This window comes from Sphingopyxis sp. BE259, assembly GCF_031457495.1.
Classification (GTDB): Bacteria; Pseudomonadota; Alphaproteobacteria; order Sphingomonadales; family Sphingomonadaceae; genus Sphingopyxis.
This window is the reverse complement of the sequence record NZ_JAVDWM010000001.1, coordinates 2,873,431-2,889,815: the sequence shown is the minus strand read 5'-3', so window position 1 is coordinate 2,889,815 and position 16,385 is coordinate 2,873,431. Positions and strand designations below refer to the sequence as shown.

16 protein-coding genes and 1 tRNA gene are annotated in these 16,385 nt (G+C 60.7%); 9 read left to right on the top strand and 8 right to left on the bottom strand.

Annotated features, from left to right (window positions below; all coding sequences use genetic code 11):
- Positions 1–7: 7 nt before the first annotated feature.
- From J2X44_RS13875 to J2X44_RS13860, 4 genes are all read right to left on the bottom strand, one after another.
- Positions 8–1,183, bottom strand: coding sequence for a DUF2059 domain-containing protein (locus tag J2X44_RS13875; protein ID WP_310085165.1), 1,176 nt, complete (start codon positions 1,181–1,183; stop codon positions 8–10).
- A gap of 23 nt (positions 1,184–1,206) precedes the next feature.
- The gene (locus J2X44_RS13870; protein ID WP_310085162.1) at positions 1,207–2,649 is read right to left on the bottom strand and encodes an NAD(P)-dependent oxidoreductase; all 1,443 of its coding nucleotides are present in this window, start codon (positions 2,647–2,649) and stop codon (positions 1,207–1,209) included.
- Between the two features lie 158 nt (positions 2,650–2,807).
- Positions 2,808–3,608: an undecaprenyl-diphosphate phosphatase gene (locus tag J2X44_RS13865; protein WP_310085160.1), complete on the bottom strand. Its 801-nt coding sequence runs from the start codon at positions 3,606–3,608 to the stop codon at positions 2,808–2,810.
- Positions 3,609–3,683: 75 nt separating this feature from the next.
- Positions 3,684–4,622, bottom strand: a complete 939-nt coding sequence (locus tag J2X44_RS13860; RefSeq protein WP_310085157.1) for a complex I NDUFA9 subunit family protein — start codon at positions 4,620–4,622, stop codon at positions 3,684–3,686.
- Between the two features lie 203 nt (positions 4,623–4,825).
- Between J2X44_RS13860 and J2X44_RS13855 the strand changes: the two genes are divergently transcribed.
- Both J2X44_RS13855 and J2X44_RS13850 read left to right on the top strand, forming a co-directional pair.
- A tRNA-Leu gene (locus J2X44_RS13855) sits at positions 4,826–4,912 on the top strand.
- Positions 4,913–5,123: 211 nt separating this feature from the next.
- A complete protein-coding gene (locus tag J2X44_RS13850; protein WP_310085155.1) occupies positions 5,124–6,359 on the top strand; it encodes a phage integrase central domain-containing protein in 1,236 nt (411 codons plus the stop codon).
- Here the strand turns inward: J2X44_RS13850 and J2X44_RS13845 are convergent.
- On the bottom strand, positions 6,313–6,513 hold the full coding sequence (locus J2X44_RS13845) for an AlpA family phage regulatory protein (protein ID WP_310085153.1): 201 nt from the start codon (positions 6,511–6,513) through the stop codon (positions 6,313–6,315). The genes J2X44_RS13850 and J2X44_RS13845 overlap by 47 nt on opposite strands.
- Before the next feature lie 399 nt (positions 6,514–6,912).
- On the opposite strand from J2X44_RS13845, the gene J2X44_RS13840 reads away from it, so the two are divergent.
- Complete coding sequence (locus tag J2X44_RS13840; protein ID WP_310085150.1) at positions 6,913–8,208, top strand: integrase arm-type DNA-binding domain-containing protein; 1,296 nt, start codon at positions 6,913–6,915, stop codon at positions 8,206–8,208.
- Positions 8,209–8,665: 457 nt separating this feature from the next.
- Here J2X44_RS13840 and J2X44_RS13835 read toward each other — a convergent pair whose 3' ends face one another.
- Genes J2X44_RS13835 through paaG form a run of 3 tightly spaced genes read right to left on the bottom strand, consistent with a single transcriptional unit; the run spans position 8,666 to position 11,855 of the window.
- Positions 8,666–8,971: an EthD family reductase gene (locus J2X44_RS13835; protein WP_310085148.1), complete on the bottom strand. Its 306-nt coding sequence runs from the start codon at positions 8,969–8,971 to the stop codon at positions 8,666–8,668.
- Between the two features lie 19 nt (positions 8,972–8,990).
- Positions 8,991–11,021, bottom strand: a complete 2,031-nt coding sequence (paaZ, locus tag J2X44_RS13830) for a phenylacetic acid degradation bifunctional protein PaaZ (protein WP_310085145.1) — start codon at positions 11,019–11,021, stop codon at positions 8,991–8,993.
- Positions 11,022–11,054: 33 nt separating this feature from the next.
- On the bottom strand, positions 11,055–11,855 hold the full coding sequence (gene paaG / locus J2X44_RS13825) for a 2-(1,2-epoxy-1,2-dihydrophenyl)acetyl-CoA isomerase PaaG (RefSeq protein ID WP_310085142.1): 801 nt from the start codon (positions 11,853–11,855) through the stop codon (positions 11,055–11,057).
- A 125-nt stretch (positions 11,856–11,980) separates the two neighbouring features.
- Between paaG and paaA the strand changes: the two genes are divergently transcribed.
- From paaA to J2X44_RS13795, 6 genes are all read left to right on the top strand, one after another.
- Positions 11,981–12,982 carry a 1,2-phenylacetyl-CoA epoxidase subunit PaaA gene (gene paaA, locus J2X44_RS13820; RefSeq protein WP_310085138.1) on the top strand — a complete coding sequence of 334 codons (1,002 nt, stop codon included), beginning with the start codon at positions 11,981–11,983 and terminating at the stop codon, positions 12,980–12,982.
- Between the two features lie 39 nt (positions 12,983–13,021).
- Entirely contained in the window at positions 13,022–13,306 is a 285-nt protein-coding gene (gene paaB, locus J2X44_RS13815) for a 1,2-phenylacetyl-CoA epoxidase subunit PaaB (protein WP_310085135.1), read from the top strand.
- A complete protein-coding gene (gene paaC / locus J2X44_RS13810) occupies positions 13,306–14,088 on the top strand; it encodes a 1,2-phenylacetyl-CoA epoxidase subunit PaaC (RefSeq protein WP_310085133.1) in 783 nt (260 codons plus the stop codon). The genes paaB and paaC overlap by 1 nt, the downstream gene beginning before the upstream one ends.
- Before the next feature lie 2 nt (positions 14,089–14,090).
- Positions 14,091–14,585: a 1,2-phenylacetyl-CoA epoxidase subunit PaaD gene (paaD, locus tag J2X44_RS13805; protein WP_310085130.1), complete on the top strand. Its 495-nt coding sequence runs from the start codon at positions 14,091–14,093 to the stop codon at positions 14,583–14,585.
- 10 nt (positions 14,586–14,595) lie between these two features.
- Positions 14,596–15,672, top strand: a complete 1,077-nt coding sequence (gene paaE / locus J2X44_RS13800) for a 1,2-phenylacetyl-CoA epoxidase subunit PaaE (RefSeq protein WP_310085127.1) — start codon at positions 14,596–14,598, stop codon at positions 15,670–15,672.
- Positions 15,673–15,772: 100 nt separating this feature from the next.
- Positions 15,773–16,375: a TetR/AcrR family transcriptional regulator gene (locus J2X44_RS13795; protein ID WP_310085124.1), complete on the top strand. Its 603-nt coding sequence runs from the start codon at positions 15,773–15,775 to the stop codon at positions 16,373–16,375.
- The last annotated feature ends 10 nt before the right edge of the window (positions 16,376–16,385 follow it).

Genomic DNA, 16,385 nt, shown 5'->3' with positions numbered 1-16,385 from the left:
GCTGTCCTCAATCCGGCAGCTTCTTCCGTGCGTTGGCTGCTGCTTCCTCGGCCGCCTCGGCGGCGGCGATCGACGCATTTTCATAAGCAGCTTCGAGATTCTCGACACGCTGGCGATCGGCATCGGACCAGTTGCTGCGATCATAGGCGGGGTCGATCGGTTCGGCGGCAGCATCGGCAGCGGCTTCGGCGGCATCAGCGGCAGCTTCTGCCGCTTCGGCGGCAGCATCCCCCGGATCGCCATAGTCCGCCGCGCTCGCTGCAGCGTCGACTGCCGCGGACTCGGTCGCTTCCATTCCCTCACCGGCCCACATATCGCGCTGTTCTTTCAGCACCTTCACGTCGACCTTCATCAGCTTGGCGAGCTTGGATAGTTCCGCTTCGCTTAGGTCGCTGAGCTGCTTTTCCTTGGGCAGCTCTTTCATGTCCTTTTCGATCGTCGGCGCGCGGTCCATGAATTTCGACACCATCGGCGGCACCGCCTTGATCATCGCAAGCATCACCTGCGGATCGGCCTGCAGCGCCATCCATTCGGAGGTGTAGGCCTGACCCGCAGGGGTCGCGAAGAAGCTGTTCATGTCATTCAGCTGCGGCGCGGTGAATTTGCGGGCATAGGCCTGCGCCATGCCGTTGCGCATCGGCGCCTCCAGATCGCGCAGCGCCTCGCTGATCAGCGGCTTGATGACCTTCATCACCTGATCTTCGCGCTGCTGGCGATAGGGATCGAGCAGGTCGGCGATCGCGGTCTTGCTCGGTTCGTCGAGCAACGCGATTTTTTCGCTTTCGACCCCGGTCTTGATCGACAGCATCAGGTCGGACATGCCGCCCATCTCGCCCAAGATGCCCTTGAACAGCTTGCCATAGAGATTGTCGAGCATCTTTTCGAGGCTGCCCGGCGGCACCAGCGCGCCGGTTGTCTGCTGCGCCAGCGCGAGCTGCGCCGGAGCGACCGGCGGCAATTTGTCGGTGCCATAGATTTTCTCGATCAGCGCGATCACCTGATCGATTTCCTTCTGCATCTTGGCCTTGGCATCGGCCATTGCGGCTTCGCTGCTATACTCGGTCGGTGCATCGTCGGCGGGCGCCACGACCTCGGCCAGCGGGGCTTCGGTGGGCGCGGCAAGGGCGGTGGCGGGCGCCAAGGCTGCGGCACCGGCGAGCAGCAGCATTTTGAACTTCGACATCATGAATTTCCTTCCCCTGTTGGTCATGCTGCCTTCTTTTCGCTTTTCGCTTTGGCTTTCAACCACTTTGCCATCTGGTCGCTGACATCGCGGCCATCGCGGATGCCCCACACCACCAGGCTGGCGCCGCGGACGATGTCGCCCGCGGCGAAAACGCCGGGCAGGCTGGTCATCATCGTCTGGTGATCGACGCGCAGCGTGCCCCAGCGCGTGACGCTGAGGTCGGGGGCGCCGAACAGGTTCGGCAGTTCCTCAGGATCAAAACCCAGCGCCTTGATCACCATGTCGGCGGGCAGATCAAAGGTGCGGCCGGGGTCGACCTCGGGGCTGCGGCGACCGCTGGCGTCGGGGGCGCCCAGCCGCATGCCCGCAACCGCGACTTCCTTGATATGCTTGTCGGCGGTGAAGCTGGCGGGGGCCGACAGCCAGACGAATTCGACGCCTTCCTCTTCGGCATTCGACACTTCGCGCAGCGAGCCGGGCATATTTTCGCGGTCGCGGCGATAGAGGCATTTGACCGACTTCGCGCCCTGCCGCACCGCGGTGCGGACGCAATCCATCGCCGTGTCGCCGCCGCCGATGACGACGACATGTTTGCCCTCGGCATTGAGGCGGCCATCATCGAACGCGGGAACCGCGTCGCCGAAACCCTTGCGGTTCGACGCGACCAGATAGTCGAGCGCGGCGATGACGCCCTCGGCTTCGTTGCCGGGGACATTGATCTCGCGTGCCTTGTACACGCCGGTGGCGATCAGCAGCGCATCATGTTTCTGGCGCAGCGCGTCGAGCGTCGCGTCGGCGCCGACCTCGAACCCCAGATGGAAATGGATACCGCCAGCGGCGAGCCGGTCGATGCGGCGCGTCACGACATCCTTTTCCAGCTTGAAGCCCGGGATGCCATAGGTCAGCAACCCGCCAGCGCGGTCGTGACGGTCGTAAACATGCACCTCGTGCCCCGCGACGCGCAGATATTCGGCGGCGGTCAGCCCCGCAGGACCGGCGCCGATGATGCCGACCGACTGGCCGGTCGCGGCGCCGGGGTGCAGCGGTTCGACCCAGCCTTCGGCCCAAGCGGTGTCGGTGATGTACTTCTCCACGCTGCCGATCGTCACAGCGCCATGACCCGAAAATTCGATTACGCAATTGCCTTCGCACAGGCGATCCTGCGGGCAGATGCGGCCGCAGATCTCGGGCATCGTCGACGTGGCGTTGCTGAGTTCATAGGCCTCGCGCAGGCGGCCTTCGGCGGTCAGGCGCAGCCAGTCCGGGATATGATTGTGCAGCGGGCAATGCACCGAGCAATAGGGCACGCCGCATTGCGAGCAGCGCGCCGCCTGCGCGTCGGCGTCGGGCGCGGCATAACGCTCGGCGATTTCGCGAAAATCCTGCGCGCGGTCTTCGGCGGACCGCTTGTCGGGATAGGATTGTTCGCGCTCCACAAATTGAAGCATGCGATCGGCAGCCATGCAAATTCCCCTTCTGAGCGGGGCAGATGCATGGCGTGGCGGGCGCTGTCACGAGCGAAATGACGTTTAGGTCAGCATAGATGACCTAAAATCTGCCTGACAGCAGGTAAAATCTGAACGTTGCGTAATTATCTTTCGCGACTAGTAAAATATCGGCCCTATCTCAGGCTCAGCCAGATCAGCGCGACCGATCCCAGGATGATTCGATACCAGGCAAAGGGCGCAAAGCCGAAGCGACCGACGATCGCGACCAGTGCTTTGACCACCGCCAGCGCCACGATGAACGCGACGCCCAGCCCGATCGCGATCGCGGTCAAATCATCGATCACCAGTATATCGCGGTCTTTCCACAGCGAATAGGCGGTGGCGCCCATCATCGTCGGGACGGCCAAAAAGAAACTGAATTCGGCAGCGGTCTTGCGTTCGACCCCCATCAACAGCGCCCCCATAATCGTCGCGCCCGACCGGCTGACCCCCGGGATCATCGCGATGCACTGGATGATGCCGATGATGATCGCGGTCCGCAGCGGCATCGCCTCGACGCTCTCGACCTTCACCACCTTGACCATGCGCTCGATCGCCAGAATGACGACGCCGCCGACGATCAATGCCACCGCGACCGTCGTTGGCGACTGGAGCAGGGCGCGGATCGCGTCATAGGCGACGGCGCCGATCAGCATTGCAGGTAGAAAGCCGATCAGGATGTTGCGGGTGAACAGGATCGAATCGCGATCCTGTCGCAGCAACCCCAGGCCGACGTTCCAGAACCGCTGGCGATACGCGACCAGCACTGCGAGGATCGCGCCCAGCTGGATCGAAATCTTGAACGCCGCCGACCCTTCGCCGGTAAAGCCGAGCAGTTCGGCGGCGAGGATCAGGTGGCCTGTCGACGACACCGGCAGAAATTCGGTCAGCCCTTCGATGATGCCGAGCAGGATGATGGTCGCAAGGTCGTGCATGGAATGTCCTGGGGTCAATCACCCCCGCGACCATGGCGATCGGGCGGGGCAGGCCGTGGCCTGGAGGCGTGGATATCAAGCGGGCTTCTGCACCGCGAAGCGACCATGGCGGCGATATTGCACCAGCCAGTCGTCGGCGACCGCGGCGAGCGAGGTCGGCGTAACCCCGAGCGCGGCCAGACCGTCGGCGCCCGCACCAACGACATTGTCGTTCTGCAACATCAGCCACTGGTCCTTGGTGATCGGCGCACCGGGCGCCCAGCCGAGCCCTGACGCGAGCGCTCCCGCGACAAAATCGGGGACGTCGACGAACAGCGGCGACCGCCCGATCGCAGCTGCGATCCACCGCTGCAATTCGCCCATCGTCAGCACCTGCGGCCCGCCCAACTCGAACGTCTGACCCGCGGCTGCATCGCTCAGCGCGGCGACGACGGCGTCGGCGACGTCGCCGACATAGACCGGCTGGAACTTGGAATTCGGCGCCACGACCGGGATCACCGGCGCCATACGGATCATCGCCGCAAAGCGATTGATGAACTGGTCCTCGCGGCCAAAGACGATCGAGGGGCGCAGAATCGTCGCGGCCGGGAAGGCGGCGCGCACCGCGGCCTCGCCATCGCCCTTGCTGCGACCATAGGCCGACAGGCTGCCCTGATCGGCGCCGATCGCCGACATATGGACGAGCGTGGCGACCCCCGCGGCCTTGGCGGCGGCAGCGACATGCGCGGCGCCGTCGGCCTGCACCGCCTGCATATCGGCGAAGGCGCCGACCAGATTGATCACCGCATCGCTGCCCTGCACCGCGCGTGTGATGCTGGACGGGTCGCGGACATCGGCGGCGACGAACTGCGTCTGGCCCAGCCCGCCGAGCGGTTTCAGGAAGGTCGCGGCACGCGGGCTGCGCTGCGCGATACGGACGCGGGCGCCGCGCGCCAGCAGGCGCTGTACGACATAACGACCGACGAAGCCGCCGCCGCCCAGCACCGTGATCAATTGCCCGTCGAGTTTCTGCATTGCATCCGCCTGTGATCGATTCTGTGTGGGTGGCGCAGCGTGCGGCCAATGGCTTCCCCATGCCGCGAAGCGGGGGAGGGAGCAAGGGGCGACGACGGCCCGATGGCCTGAAACCAGCACCTTTGCGATAAAATGTGCCGTGACCCGCGCGCCGCGGTTGACAAGCCGCCAGCCCCCCCGCTAAGCGCCCGCTCCTACCCCGTGCCCAGATGGCGGAATTGGTAGACGCACCAGCTTCAGGTGCTGGCGATCGCAAGGTCGTGGAGGTTCGAGTCCTCTTCTGGGCACCAGGGACCCCTCTCAGGGGGTCCCAAAAAGCTTGAAAAATCAACGGAAATCTGCCATTTTCTTCTTGGTGATGTCTCGCGGCGTCCCAGAAGATTTTACATAATCTCATCGATTATGGGCCATAAAAATGGGCCACCCCGACCTGGCTGAAAATTCTGGCCCAGGGATCGGAATCTTCCCGCGAGAATCGCCTCTTTTTGCGAAGGAATGGCGATGGCTCTCAGCGATGTGAAAATCCGGACACTCAAGGCGCGGGATAAGATCTACAAGGTCTCCGATGATCGCGGCCTTTTCCTCGAAGTCAGTCCGACCGGATCAAAACTCTGGCGCTATCTCTACCTTCTGCACGGCAAGGACAAGCGCATCGCGCTCGGATCCTATCCGTTGGTTGGTCTGGCCGATGCCCGCCAGAAACGCGACGACATCCAGCGGCAGATCGCGGGCGGTGCGGATCCCATATTGGAGCGGAAGCGGGCAAAGCTTGCGGCCGCGTTCAGTGCTTCGAATAGCTTCGGCGATATCGCCAAGGAGTATATCGAGAAAATGGTGGCGGACGGCCGGGCCGAAACGACGACGGTGAAAGCCAACTGGCTTCTAGAGCAATTGAAGCCGATCTCGAAAATGCCTGTCGCCGATATAAAGCCGATTGAGGTGTTGGGCGCGCTCAAGAAGCTGGACGCTCGAGGGAAGCATGAGACAGCCCGGCGTTGCCGATCCTTTGCGAGCCGGGTTTTCCGATACGCCGTCGCGACGGGGAGAGGGGAGGTGGATCCGACTTCGGTGCTCCGCGGCGCGTTGATTGCTCCTCGCGCAATGCACCACCCCGCGATCGTCGAACCCGAGGCCGTCGGCGAACTGCTTCGTTCGATCGACGCCTATTCGGGAAACGCCATCACCCGCCTCGCTTGCCAGATATCGCCTGACGTCATGCTGAGGCCGGGCGAGTTGAGGCAGGCGCTCTGGTGTGAGGTTGGTCGTGACAAAGCGGTCTGGACTGTCCCGGCCGAGCGGATGAAGATGCGGCGGCCGCATGCGGTTCCGCTTTCGCGTCAGGTCCTCGGATACCTTGAGCAGCTATATCCGCTGACGGGCCCGGACGGGTTTGTCTTCCCGGCATTTCATACGTCGAGACGGCCGATGAGCGAGAATACGGTCAATCAGGCCTTTCGCCGAATGGGTTATGCGGTCGGTGAGGTGACAGCGCACGGACTCAGAACGACCGCGTCATCGCTTCTCAATGAGAGCGGCCAGTGGAGTCCCGATGCGATCGAGCGGTCTCTTGCGCATGCCGATCCCAACGTGATCCGCGGTATCTACAATCGGGGCCGCTATTGGGAGGAGCGTGTCGCCATGCACCAATGGTGGAGCGACTATCTTGATCGGCTTCGGGATCGCGCCGAACTTACGCAGCCCTATAAGCACCAGGATCGCGTTGCCATTCGACGATAGCGGACTCACGCCAGCCGCAGCATCGTTCCGCGATTTTCACCTGCGCTGGAAATGAGCCGTCCTTGACCTTGCGATACAAGGTGGCCCGGCTGAGACCGGTACGATCAAGCACCGCGCGGATACGGAGTATTCGGTCGATGGGTTGAGAGATCATGCGTACTCACCTTCGCTGCAGGGCCCTTTCGTAAAATGAAGAATTGGATTGCCGAACGCTTTCTTCAAGTGCCGTAAGATATTGAAAAATAAATAAATTATCGTAACAAAACCGTTGTTTTGGTGGGACATTTTGCCGATCCACGCGCATTTATATTGTTGAAAACAGCTCAGTTTTTAGGGATTTGGGGCAGCGGCTTTTGATGCCGCTGTGCGAATCGCCAAAACTTCGGCCCACTGGCTCTTTTTTTCTTGAATCATCAGTCCGGGGCCGCGGTTCTTCAGGCTCGGAGCCTAGTCAGAAGTAGACAGACTTGGACAGGGTTAGACACCTGTTGCGCATCGCCAGATAACGTGAGTTTCTTTAGCGGAACCCGATTTCTGGAGATCGTAATCCGCTATGCAGCCTGCTCTTAATCAATCGACGATCGCCACGTTGACCGATGGCCATGTGCTGGATGCTTTAGTTCCAGGATTGAGCCTCGCGGTTTTGCCAAGCGGGAAAAAGAAATGGAAATATCATCGGCGCGTAAGCTGTTCGCCAACGGTAGTGAAGCTCACCCTCGGCAGCTTTCCGGCATATAACTTGGAAGAAGCCAGAGCTTGGGCGTCGAAGCTGAACTACTATGTCGAACGCGGAGAAGAGCCGCGCCAGTTCCTTCGCCGCGACACTATGCAGTTCCGGATGACTGTGGCGACGGCGCACGCGTTACACATGCAAGCCGTGCTCGAAGGCCGCGCGACGCGCGCCAAACGTCTCAATAGACCCCGAACGATTGCCGACAAACGCGCAGTATATGATAGAGATATCGCCCCTTTCATAGGGCACAGGGTTATTCACAACATTACCGAGCGAGAGCTGGTCGCTCTCGTGCTCCAAAAGGGAACGACCGCCAAGGTTCGGGCGAACCGCCTTGCGGCTGAGTTGAAGACATTCTTTGGATGGGCGTCCGGTCTTAGGGGGTTAGAGGTGGGGCTTGCTCTCGATCCGTCCCGAAGGTTGGGAGATATTCGTTTTCCCGAACCGTCGCGTGAACGACAATTAAGCATCGAAGAATTGGGCTGGTTCCTACGGGCCGTGGCAGAAGAGCCACGAGATCTGCGTCGCGGCATGCTGCTTTGGCTGCTGACAGCCGCTCGAATTTCGGAAGTCATTTGCGCGAAACGTGAAGAAATCCGGGACGGTATTTGGACGATCCCTGCGGTAAGATCGAAGAATTCCCGGCCACATCAAGTGTCACTTGGGCCTTGGGCTGCAGCACTGATGGCCGGTTCGTCTGAATGGGTGTTCCCCGCGCAAAAAGTGGACGGTCCGCGAAAGACGGGATGGTATCCTGCGCGCGACCGCGTTCTTGCGCGAATGAGCGGATATGCGGGACGGCCAATCGAACGGTTTACGCCCCACGATTTTCGCAGAACCGCCCGGAGCAATACCAAGCGCCTGGGCGTCGACCACGAGACCGCGGAAGCGATGCTGAACCATGTCAAACATCCCTTGATGCGCATCTACGACGGTTATGATCTGGCGGATGAGAAGGCGGCGTGGTTTCGCACATGGGAAACGGAGATTGTGTCCTTGGCCCATGCGGCGGGTGTTGCCGACAAGCTGGAAATCCCGAATGAGCTTTTGCGAATGTCGAATAGCGGAAGATGGCTAACGCGACTGGGCGGCAAGCTCGTGAAGATGGGGAAATAGCTACGGATGGCGCGAGTATGATCGCATAACTTGGAGCACTCCAGCGAGCGGCGGCTTAGCGCCCTATTCTGTTGAAAAACTCAGGCGCGCTCACCTCATCGCAGATCTGACGCAACAATGATTCAATCGGACGCGACGCAGTGTATATTCGTTGCGCTTCGTCGAGGCCATCGTTTCAGATGTTGCGCACCAAATCACCGCTGGGAGTTTTTCAACAGAATACGCCCAATGTCGGCCATTCCTACCCCGATGACCCCGATCCCGAGAGCAGCCGTTCGATGCCACGCAGGCTGCGGTCGGTTTCGCGCCCGATTTAGACCGTTAGGAAAGCCGCGGCGCGGCCCCAAAACGGACATCAGTCCAACCTTAAGAGGAAAGTGGAGCGACGTGGCATGCCGCGCAATATTCTGGGGCAATCGCCAGCGAAGCAGCAAGGCGCTGTTTATCCTGCTTTCGGTCAGCACTCAAAGGCCGTTCCAGTCATCACGGTCACGCGGCCTTTGGCAAATTTGGCGATGTCCGCGCCGGCCGCGGCATTTTCAGGGCTTCGCATCGCCTGACGGAAAGCATCCTCGTCAACAAAGACCATTTCGGCTAAAAGGTAGGCGCCATCTTCGCCCATCAAAGTACGGTCAATGCGCGTAAGCTCGGTGCGAACGAGACCCGGGATATGGTTGACCAGTGGCATGTGCACCGATCGGTAATGGTCCATGAAAGCGTCTTCGTCATCGGGCATGAGGTATAGAGCAATCAGCTTTTTCATCATCATTCTCCAACACGGATCAAACCGCATTCATCGTCAGTAGGTCATAGGTGGCGAGCAGTTCGTCTGCTGCATCGGTAATGCGCACATTCCAGCGAACTTCTCCCATCTCCGCAGATTTTGCAGTCTTGGATTTCACTGTCAGCGTCGCCTTCATGCTGTCGCCGGGCTTGACCGGCTTGACGAAGCGCAGCTCCTCCAGGCCATAGTTGGCAAGGACCGGCCCAGGGGCGGGGTCGACGAACAGCCCTGCAGCAAAGGACAGGATGAGATAGCCGTGGGCGACGCGGCCACCAAAGATCGGGCTTGCCCGAGCGGCTTCCTCATCCATATGGGCATAGAATGTGTCGCCGGTGAAATGGGCGAAATGTTCAATATCGTCGAGCGTTACGGTGCGCGATGTTGTAGTCATGCTGTACCCGGGTTCCAGTTCGCCGAACCGCAAGCGGAAGGGGTGGCGGTCCCCTTCAACCGTTGCCGCCCCGGGGAGTTGTTGACCGACCAGTTTGCTCAGCATCGTCGGGCCGCCTTGGAGAGCGCTCCGCTGCATGAAATGCTTGACGCCACGAATGCCGCCCAGTTCCTCACCACCGCCGGCCCGGCCAGGGCCGCCGTGAACCATCAGAGGCAAGGGAGACCCGTGGCCCGTCGACTCCCCGGCGCAGTCGCGATCGATGAGGACCATACGGCCATGATAGGAGCCCGCGCCGAGTACCAAGTGCTGCGCGATGTCGGTATCATGAGTAAAAACGGACAAAGCAAGGCTGCCTTGGCCATGGTTCGCCAACGCCACCGCGTCATCGATGTCGCGATAAGGCATCAGGGTCGATACCGGACCAAACGCCTCGAGGGCGTGTACCGCCTCATGATCCCATGGATCGTCACACCGCATTAGCAGCGGCGAGAAAAACGCGCCTTCGTCGAGTCCGACGCCCTGCAACGCTACGCTGTCGGGATCGCCAAAAGCGATCGTTGAACGCGCAGACAGCGCCGCGACTTTTGCGCGTACATCGTCGCGTTGTTCGCGGCTGACGAGCGCGCCCATGCGCACTCCGTCCACTCGGGGGTCGCCGACGGTGACAGCGGCCAGGCGCACCGCCAAGGCCTTTTCGACATCGTCAATCAGCGCGGCCGGTACCATCGCGCGGCGAATGGCAGTGCATTTCTGTCCTGCCTTTACTGTCATTTCCTTGGCTGCTTCTTTGACGAACAAGTCGAATTCAGGTGTCCCCGGCGCAGCATCGTGACCGAGAATCGATGCGTTCAACGAATCGCGCTCGGCGGTGAAGCGTACCGCTTCGCGCGCGATGACCGGGTGCAACTGTAATTTCTGGGCCGTCGTTGCCGAGCCGGTAAAGGCGACGGCATCCTGCCCCGACAAATGATCGATCAGGTCGCCGGCGGAACCCGATACGAGTTGCAGCGCCCCGTTCGGCACCAGCCCGCTTTCGATCATGATGCGAACCGCATGTTCGGCAACATAGACGGTCTGCTGCGCCGGCTTCACGATCGCAGGAACCCCGGCGAGGAAGCAGGGTGCCAGCTTTTCCATCATTCCCCAGACCGGGAAATTATAGGCGTTGATCAGCAGCGCTACCCCCTGAAGCGGCGAATAGACATGCTGGCCAATGAAAGCGCCCGTTTTACCGAGTCGGGCGGCCTCGCCATCGATCAGCAGTTTACCGTCGGGCAATTCGCGGCGCCCAAGCGAAGCATAAGCGAAGAAGGTGCCTGCGCCGCCTTCGATGTCGATGGCGTTGTCATTGCGGGTAGCCCCGGTGTCGAATGCCAGCGTGTAGAGCTCTTCCTTGCGCGCGATTATTGCCTGCGCAAGGCCTTTGAGCATTGCTGCACGCTGGTGAAAACTCATCGCCCGCAGACTATTGCCGCCGGTCTGGCGGCCGTGGCGGGCGATCGCGCCGAAATCCAGTTCGTCGCTACTACACTCCGCCACAGCGTCTCCGGTGATCGCACTGCGGATGACATGCCGCGGTCCGGCTGGGCCGACCCAGCGACTTTCGACGAAATTCTCAACGTGGCGGACAGCCATCTCTTTCTCCAACGCGGTAAAGTTCAATTGGGCTCAGGAGCCGATGTAGATAGGGCGACGTTTTTCGAGGAAGGCCGCGACCCCTTCGGCGTAGTCGGCGCTGCCTCCCAAAAGGCGCATCGAATCGCGCTCTTCGTCGAGTTCATCGTCGAGCGACTTAAGGCTGGAATTGCGTAGCGCGCGCTTGGTTGCGGCAAGCCCCAACGTCGGCCCGGCGGCAAGACGTCGGGCCAGTGCACCGGCTTCATCGGCCAAGGCATCGTCGTCGACGCATTTCCAGATCAGACCCCAATGTTCAGCCCTTTCGGCCGACACGGCATCGCCGGTCAACGCCATGCCAAGTGCGCGGGGCAGTCCGATTGCGCGCGGCAGAATCCAGGTGCCCCCCGAATCGGGGATCAGCCCAATCGCAGCAAAGGACATGATGAATTTTGCGCTCCGCGCCGCGAATACGATGTCGGCAGCGAACGCAATATTCGCGCCGGCGCCGGCTGCCACGCCGTTCACCGCGCAGATGACCGGTATGTCGATTGACGTCAGGCGTCGTATCAAGGGATTATAGAAACGCTCGACCGAATCGCCGAGGTCGACGGGGGCATCGCTTGGCGATACCGACCGGTCGCCGAGATCCTGACCGGCGCAAAAGCCCCGTCCGGCGCCGGTCAGTAGCAGTGCACGGGCCCCCGAGTGCTCGAGATTGTTTAGCGCGTCGGCAACTTCGCTATGCATCTGCGCCGTGAAGCTATTCAACCGGTCCGGCCGATTGAACGTCAGCCGCGCACAGCCGTCCGTGATATCGAATAAGATGGTTTCATACACGATGGCGTCTCCCATATATATAGAATGACCGGTCGAACAATTATTGGCAAGAGCATTTCGATGCAACCGCCAGTGATAAAATTAATTGACCGGGCGGTCGAATAATTTTATCACTGGCGCCTCAGAAAGGGAATCCGCCGATGTACACAACTGAGTTGAAGGACCAAGGCGACCGGAGAGCCGCGACGCCGACGATAGCCGTCGCAGAGGACCCCGTGCTGATTGCCGCGTTCGAAGCGCGAGTGGCGGCTGATGAATTTATCGAGCCGAAGGACTGGATGCCCGATGCCTATCGGCGGACATTGGTACGTCAGATTTCGCAGCATGCTCATTCCGAAGTCGTCGGCATGTTGCCCGAGGGCAATTGGCTGACGCGAGCGCCCTCGCTGCGGCGCAAGGCGGTGTTGCTGGCCAAGGTCCAAGACGAAGGCGGCCACGGCCTGTATCTCTATTGCGCCGCCGAAACTTTGGGCGCCAGCCGCGAAGACATGATCGACGCGCTGCATAGTGGCCGCGCGAAATACAGCACGATCTTTAATTATCCGACGCAGACCTGGGCCGACATCGGCGCAATCGGCTGGCTGGTCGACGGTGCGGCTATCATGAACCAGGTGCCGCTCCAACGAACGAGCTATGGCCCTTATGCCCGGGCGATGGTCCGCGTCTGCAAAGAAGAGAGCTTTCACCAGCGGCAGGGCTATGAGATCATGATGGTCATGGCCAATGGTACCGCCGAGCAGCGGGCAATGGCGCAGGATGCGCTGGACCGCTGGTGGTGGCCGTCGCTGATGATGTTTGGCCCACCCGACGCCGATTCTCCCAATTCGGAACAGGGGTTCCGTTGGCGCATCAAGCGCGACAGCAATGACGACCTGCGCCAGAAGTTTGTTGATGTCTCCGTCCCGCAGGCGGAATATCTTGGCCTGAAGATTCCCGATCCGGACCTACGTTGGAACGAAGAGAGGCGGCATTATGATTTCGGCGCCATTGACTGGGATGAATTTTATGCGGCCGTGCGCGGCGAAGGGCCGACCGCAACGGAACGATTGAAGGCGCGCCGTCAGGCGTGGAACGAAGGTGCCTGGGTTCGAGCGGCTGCCGACGCCTATTCAGCGAAAAATCGTATCCGCGCTGCGGCCTGATCGCACAGATGAATTCGGGAAAAGAGAAGGATCGTATCGATGAGCGGTGACTGGCCACTCTGGGAGGTTTTTGTTCGGACAAAGGGCGGGCTGGGACACCGTCACGTCGGATCGGTTCATGCCCCCGATGGTGCGCTAGCGCTTCGCCATGCGCGCGACACCTATACCCGGCGGCTGGAAGGGATCAGCCTCTGGGTTGTCAAATCGAGCGATATTGTCGCGTCGGATCCTGCGCAGGCAGGCGAGTTCTTCGAGCCCGCCGAAGGCAAGATTTATCGGCACCCGACTTTTTACAACATTCCCGATGTCGTGCAGCATATCTGATGTCCACCACTGTATCGATGGACGCGGCCTTGCGTCAGCCGCTCTTCGACTATCTGCTGCGCTTGGGCGATGACAGCCTGATCCTCGGCCAACGGTTGACCGAATGGTGCGGGCATGCGCCGACGCTGGAGGTCGACCTCAGCCTTGCCAACGTCGGGCTGGACTTGATCGGACAGGCAACGTTGCTGCTCGATCTGGCGGGGCAAGTGGAGGGCAAGGGGCGCGACGGCGACCGGCTGGCGTTCCACCGCGATGTGCTGGCCTTTCGAAATTGCCTGATGGTCGAACAGCCGAACGGGGATTTTGCGCAAACGATGGCGCGGCAGTTCCTCTTCTCGACCGCGCAGATGTCGTTGCTCGAAATGCTGACCGGCTCGAGCGAAAGCCGGATCGCTGACATTGCGGCCAAGGCGGTGAAAGAGGTCCGCTATCATGCCGACCTCGCCGCCGAATGGGTAATCCGGCTCGGTGACGGTACGGATGAAAGCCGTGCGCGCATGATGGAGGGGCTCGACTGGCATTGGCGCTTTGTCGAAGAACTGTTCGATATCGATCCGATCGAGCAGTCGCTGATCGCCGCGGGCATCGCCGTCGACCGTGCAGCCATGCGCGCCGCTTTCGACCAGCAAGTCGAGGCGGTTCTCACTGAGGCTACGCTTCCTCCGCCGGAATACCCGCGCGGGGTAAAGGGCGGGCGGCGCGGTCACCATAGCGAACATCTGGGCCATCTAATTGCAACGATGCAGCATTTGCCGCGCACCTACCCCGGTGCCAGCTGGTAGGCATGAGCACAATCATCCTCAATGCACAGGAGCAAGAACGCGTGCTGGCGCTACTCGCTGCTGTGCCCGATCCCGAAATCCCGGTGGTTTCGATCGTCGATCTGGGAATCGTGCGTGGTGTGCGCGCGGAAAATCCGGCGGTGCTTGTCACGCCGACCTATACCGGCTGTCCCGCGACGCTGGAGATTGCGGCATCGATCCGCGAGGCGCTAGACGATGGAGGGTTCTGCCATGTCGCGGTGGAGACAACCTTGTCGCCGCCGTGGACGACGGACTGGATCACCGAGGCGGGACGTCACAAGCTGAATGCCTATGGTATCGCGCCGCCGCCGTCTGCCGCCAGCGCACCAACGCCGGGCGCCGCGGCGCTTGTTGTCTGTCCGCAATGCGGCTCCACCGAAACCCGAGAGGTTAGCCGCTTTGGATCGACGCCCTGCAAGGCATTGTGGCGATGTCATACCTGCCTCGAGCCTTTCGACCGTTTCAAATGCCATTGAGGATGATGATGTGACTGCCGGTTTTCACTCGCTCAAGGTTACGGACGTTCGCCGCGAAACTGAGGATGCTCTCTCGATCTGCTTTGGTGTCCCCGACGCGCTGGGCGATATATTTTCCTTCCGTCCCGGGCAGCATTTGACGTTGCGCGCCTTCGTCGACGGGGAAGAAGTTCGTCGAAACTATTCGGTGTGTGTCGCGCCGCACGAGGGCGAATTGCGCGTCGCGATCAAACAGGTCAGCGGTGGGCTGTTCTCCAGCTGGGCCAATAGCCATGTGGCCGTCGGCGACCAGATCGACGTTATGCCCCCGCATGGCAGCTTCACCTGGGCATTTGATCCGGCGCGGGCGCGACATTATGCAGCTTACGCCGCTGGATCGGGCATCACGCCGGTGCTTTCGTTGATGAAAACGGCGCTAGCGGTGGAGGCGGAGAGCCGCTTCGTGCTCTTCTATGCAAACCGATCTTCCGGGTCGGTCATGTTTCTTGAACAGATTGCGGCGTTGAAGGACCGCTATCTCGAGCGACTTAGTATCCACCATTTCTTCGACGATGAAGAAGGGGAAATTGCTCTGTATAACGGGCGCCTGGACGGTGAAAAAATGCCCGAAATCGTGCGAATGCTGATGGATCCCGTGTCGACCGACGCAGCTTTTGTCTGCGGCCCAGGACCGATGATGGACGCGGTGGAACAGGGACTAACGGCGGCGGGCATGAGACGCGATCAGATCTTGATCGAGCGCTTTACCGCGGGACGGCTGAGCGGTGCAGAAAGCGCGCATCTGCGTCAGCGCGAGAAGCAGGCGGCGGGGCGCAAGATGCAGGTGATGATAGATGGTCGTCGCCGCAGGCTGGACTTTGACGCCGACCACGGCAGCATACTGGAAAACGCGCGGGCCGCCGGCCTTCCAGCGCCCTTTGCGTGCAAGGCAGGCGTGTGCGCAACATGCCGCGCGCGGTTGTTGTCCGGGCGAGTTCATATGGCGGCCAATTATGGGCTGTCGGCTGCGGAGGTGGCACAGGGGTATGTGCTGACCTGCCAGGCAATACCTGAAACCGACGACGTCGTATTGGACTATGATGGCTGAGGCCATCTTACGGGGTTGATCCTGATCCGTTGGCATGCCTATGCGTTGAGCCGCAGGTGCGCGAAGGATCAAACCGTCGCATCGGTTCAGGAGAGGCAGTTTGGCCCGTACCCAAGCCCCCGATTATGAAGAGCGCAAGGAAGCCGTACTTGACAAGGCCGCGGAGCTTTTCGCGCGTGCTGGTTTCCACGCGACGTCGATCTCTGAGCTGGCGAAAGCGTGCGACTACTCAAAGTCTCTGATCTATTACTATTACCCTTCGAAGGAAGACATCCTCTTCGCTGTCATGGAATCGCACATCGACCTGCTGCTTGCGGATGTCGACGCGGTGGTGCTGGACGACCTATCGGCGGCTGATAGTCTCTCCGCACTGATCCGCCGCTTCATGCAACATTATGTCGGCGCAGCGAGCCGTCAGAAAGTGCTGCTGAACGAACTGGAAAGCCTGCCGGAATCTCGGCGATCGTCCATCGTGAAAAAGCAGCGGCGGATCATCAATGCCGTCCAGAAGCTGTTGGTCGAATGTGAACCGGAACTGGCCGATAACCGATCGCGGGCACGGGTTAAGACAATGCTTTTATTCGGGATGATCAACTGGACGCATACCTGGTTCGATCCAACTGGGCCGGTGTCTCACGATGATATTTCTAAAATGGTGAACGACCTTATCACAGGCCAAAAAGGTCGTTCCCGAACTTCCTGAAAAAGGGCTC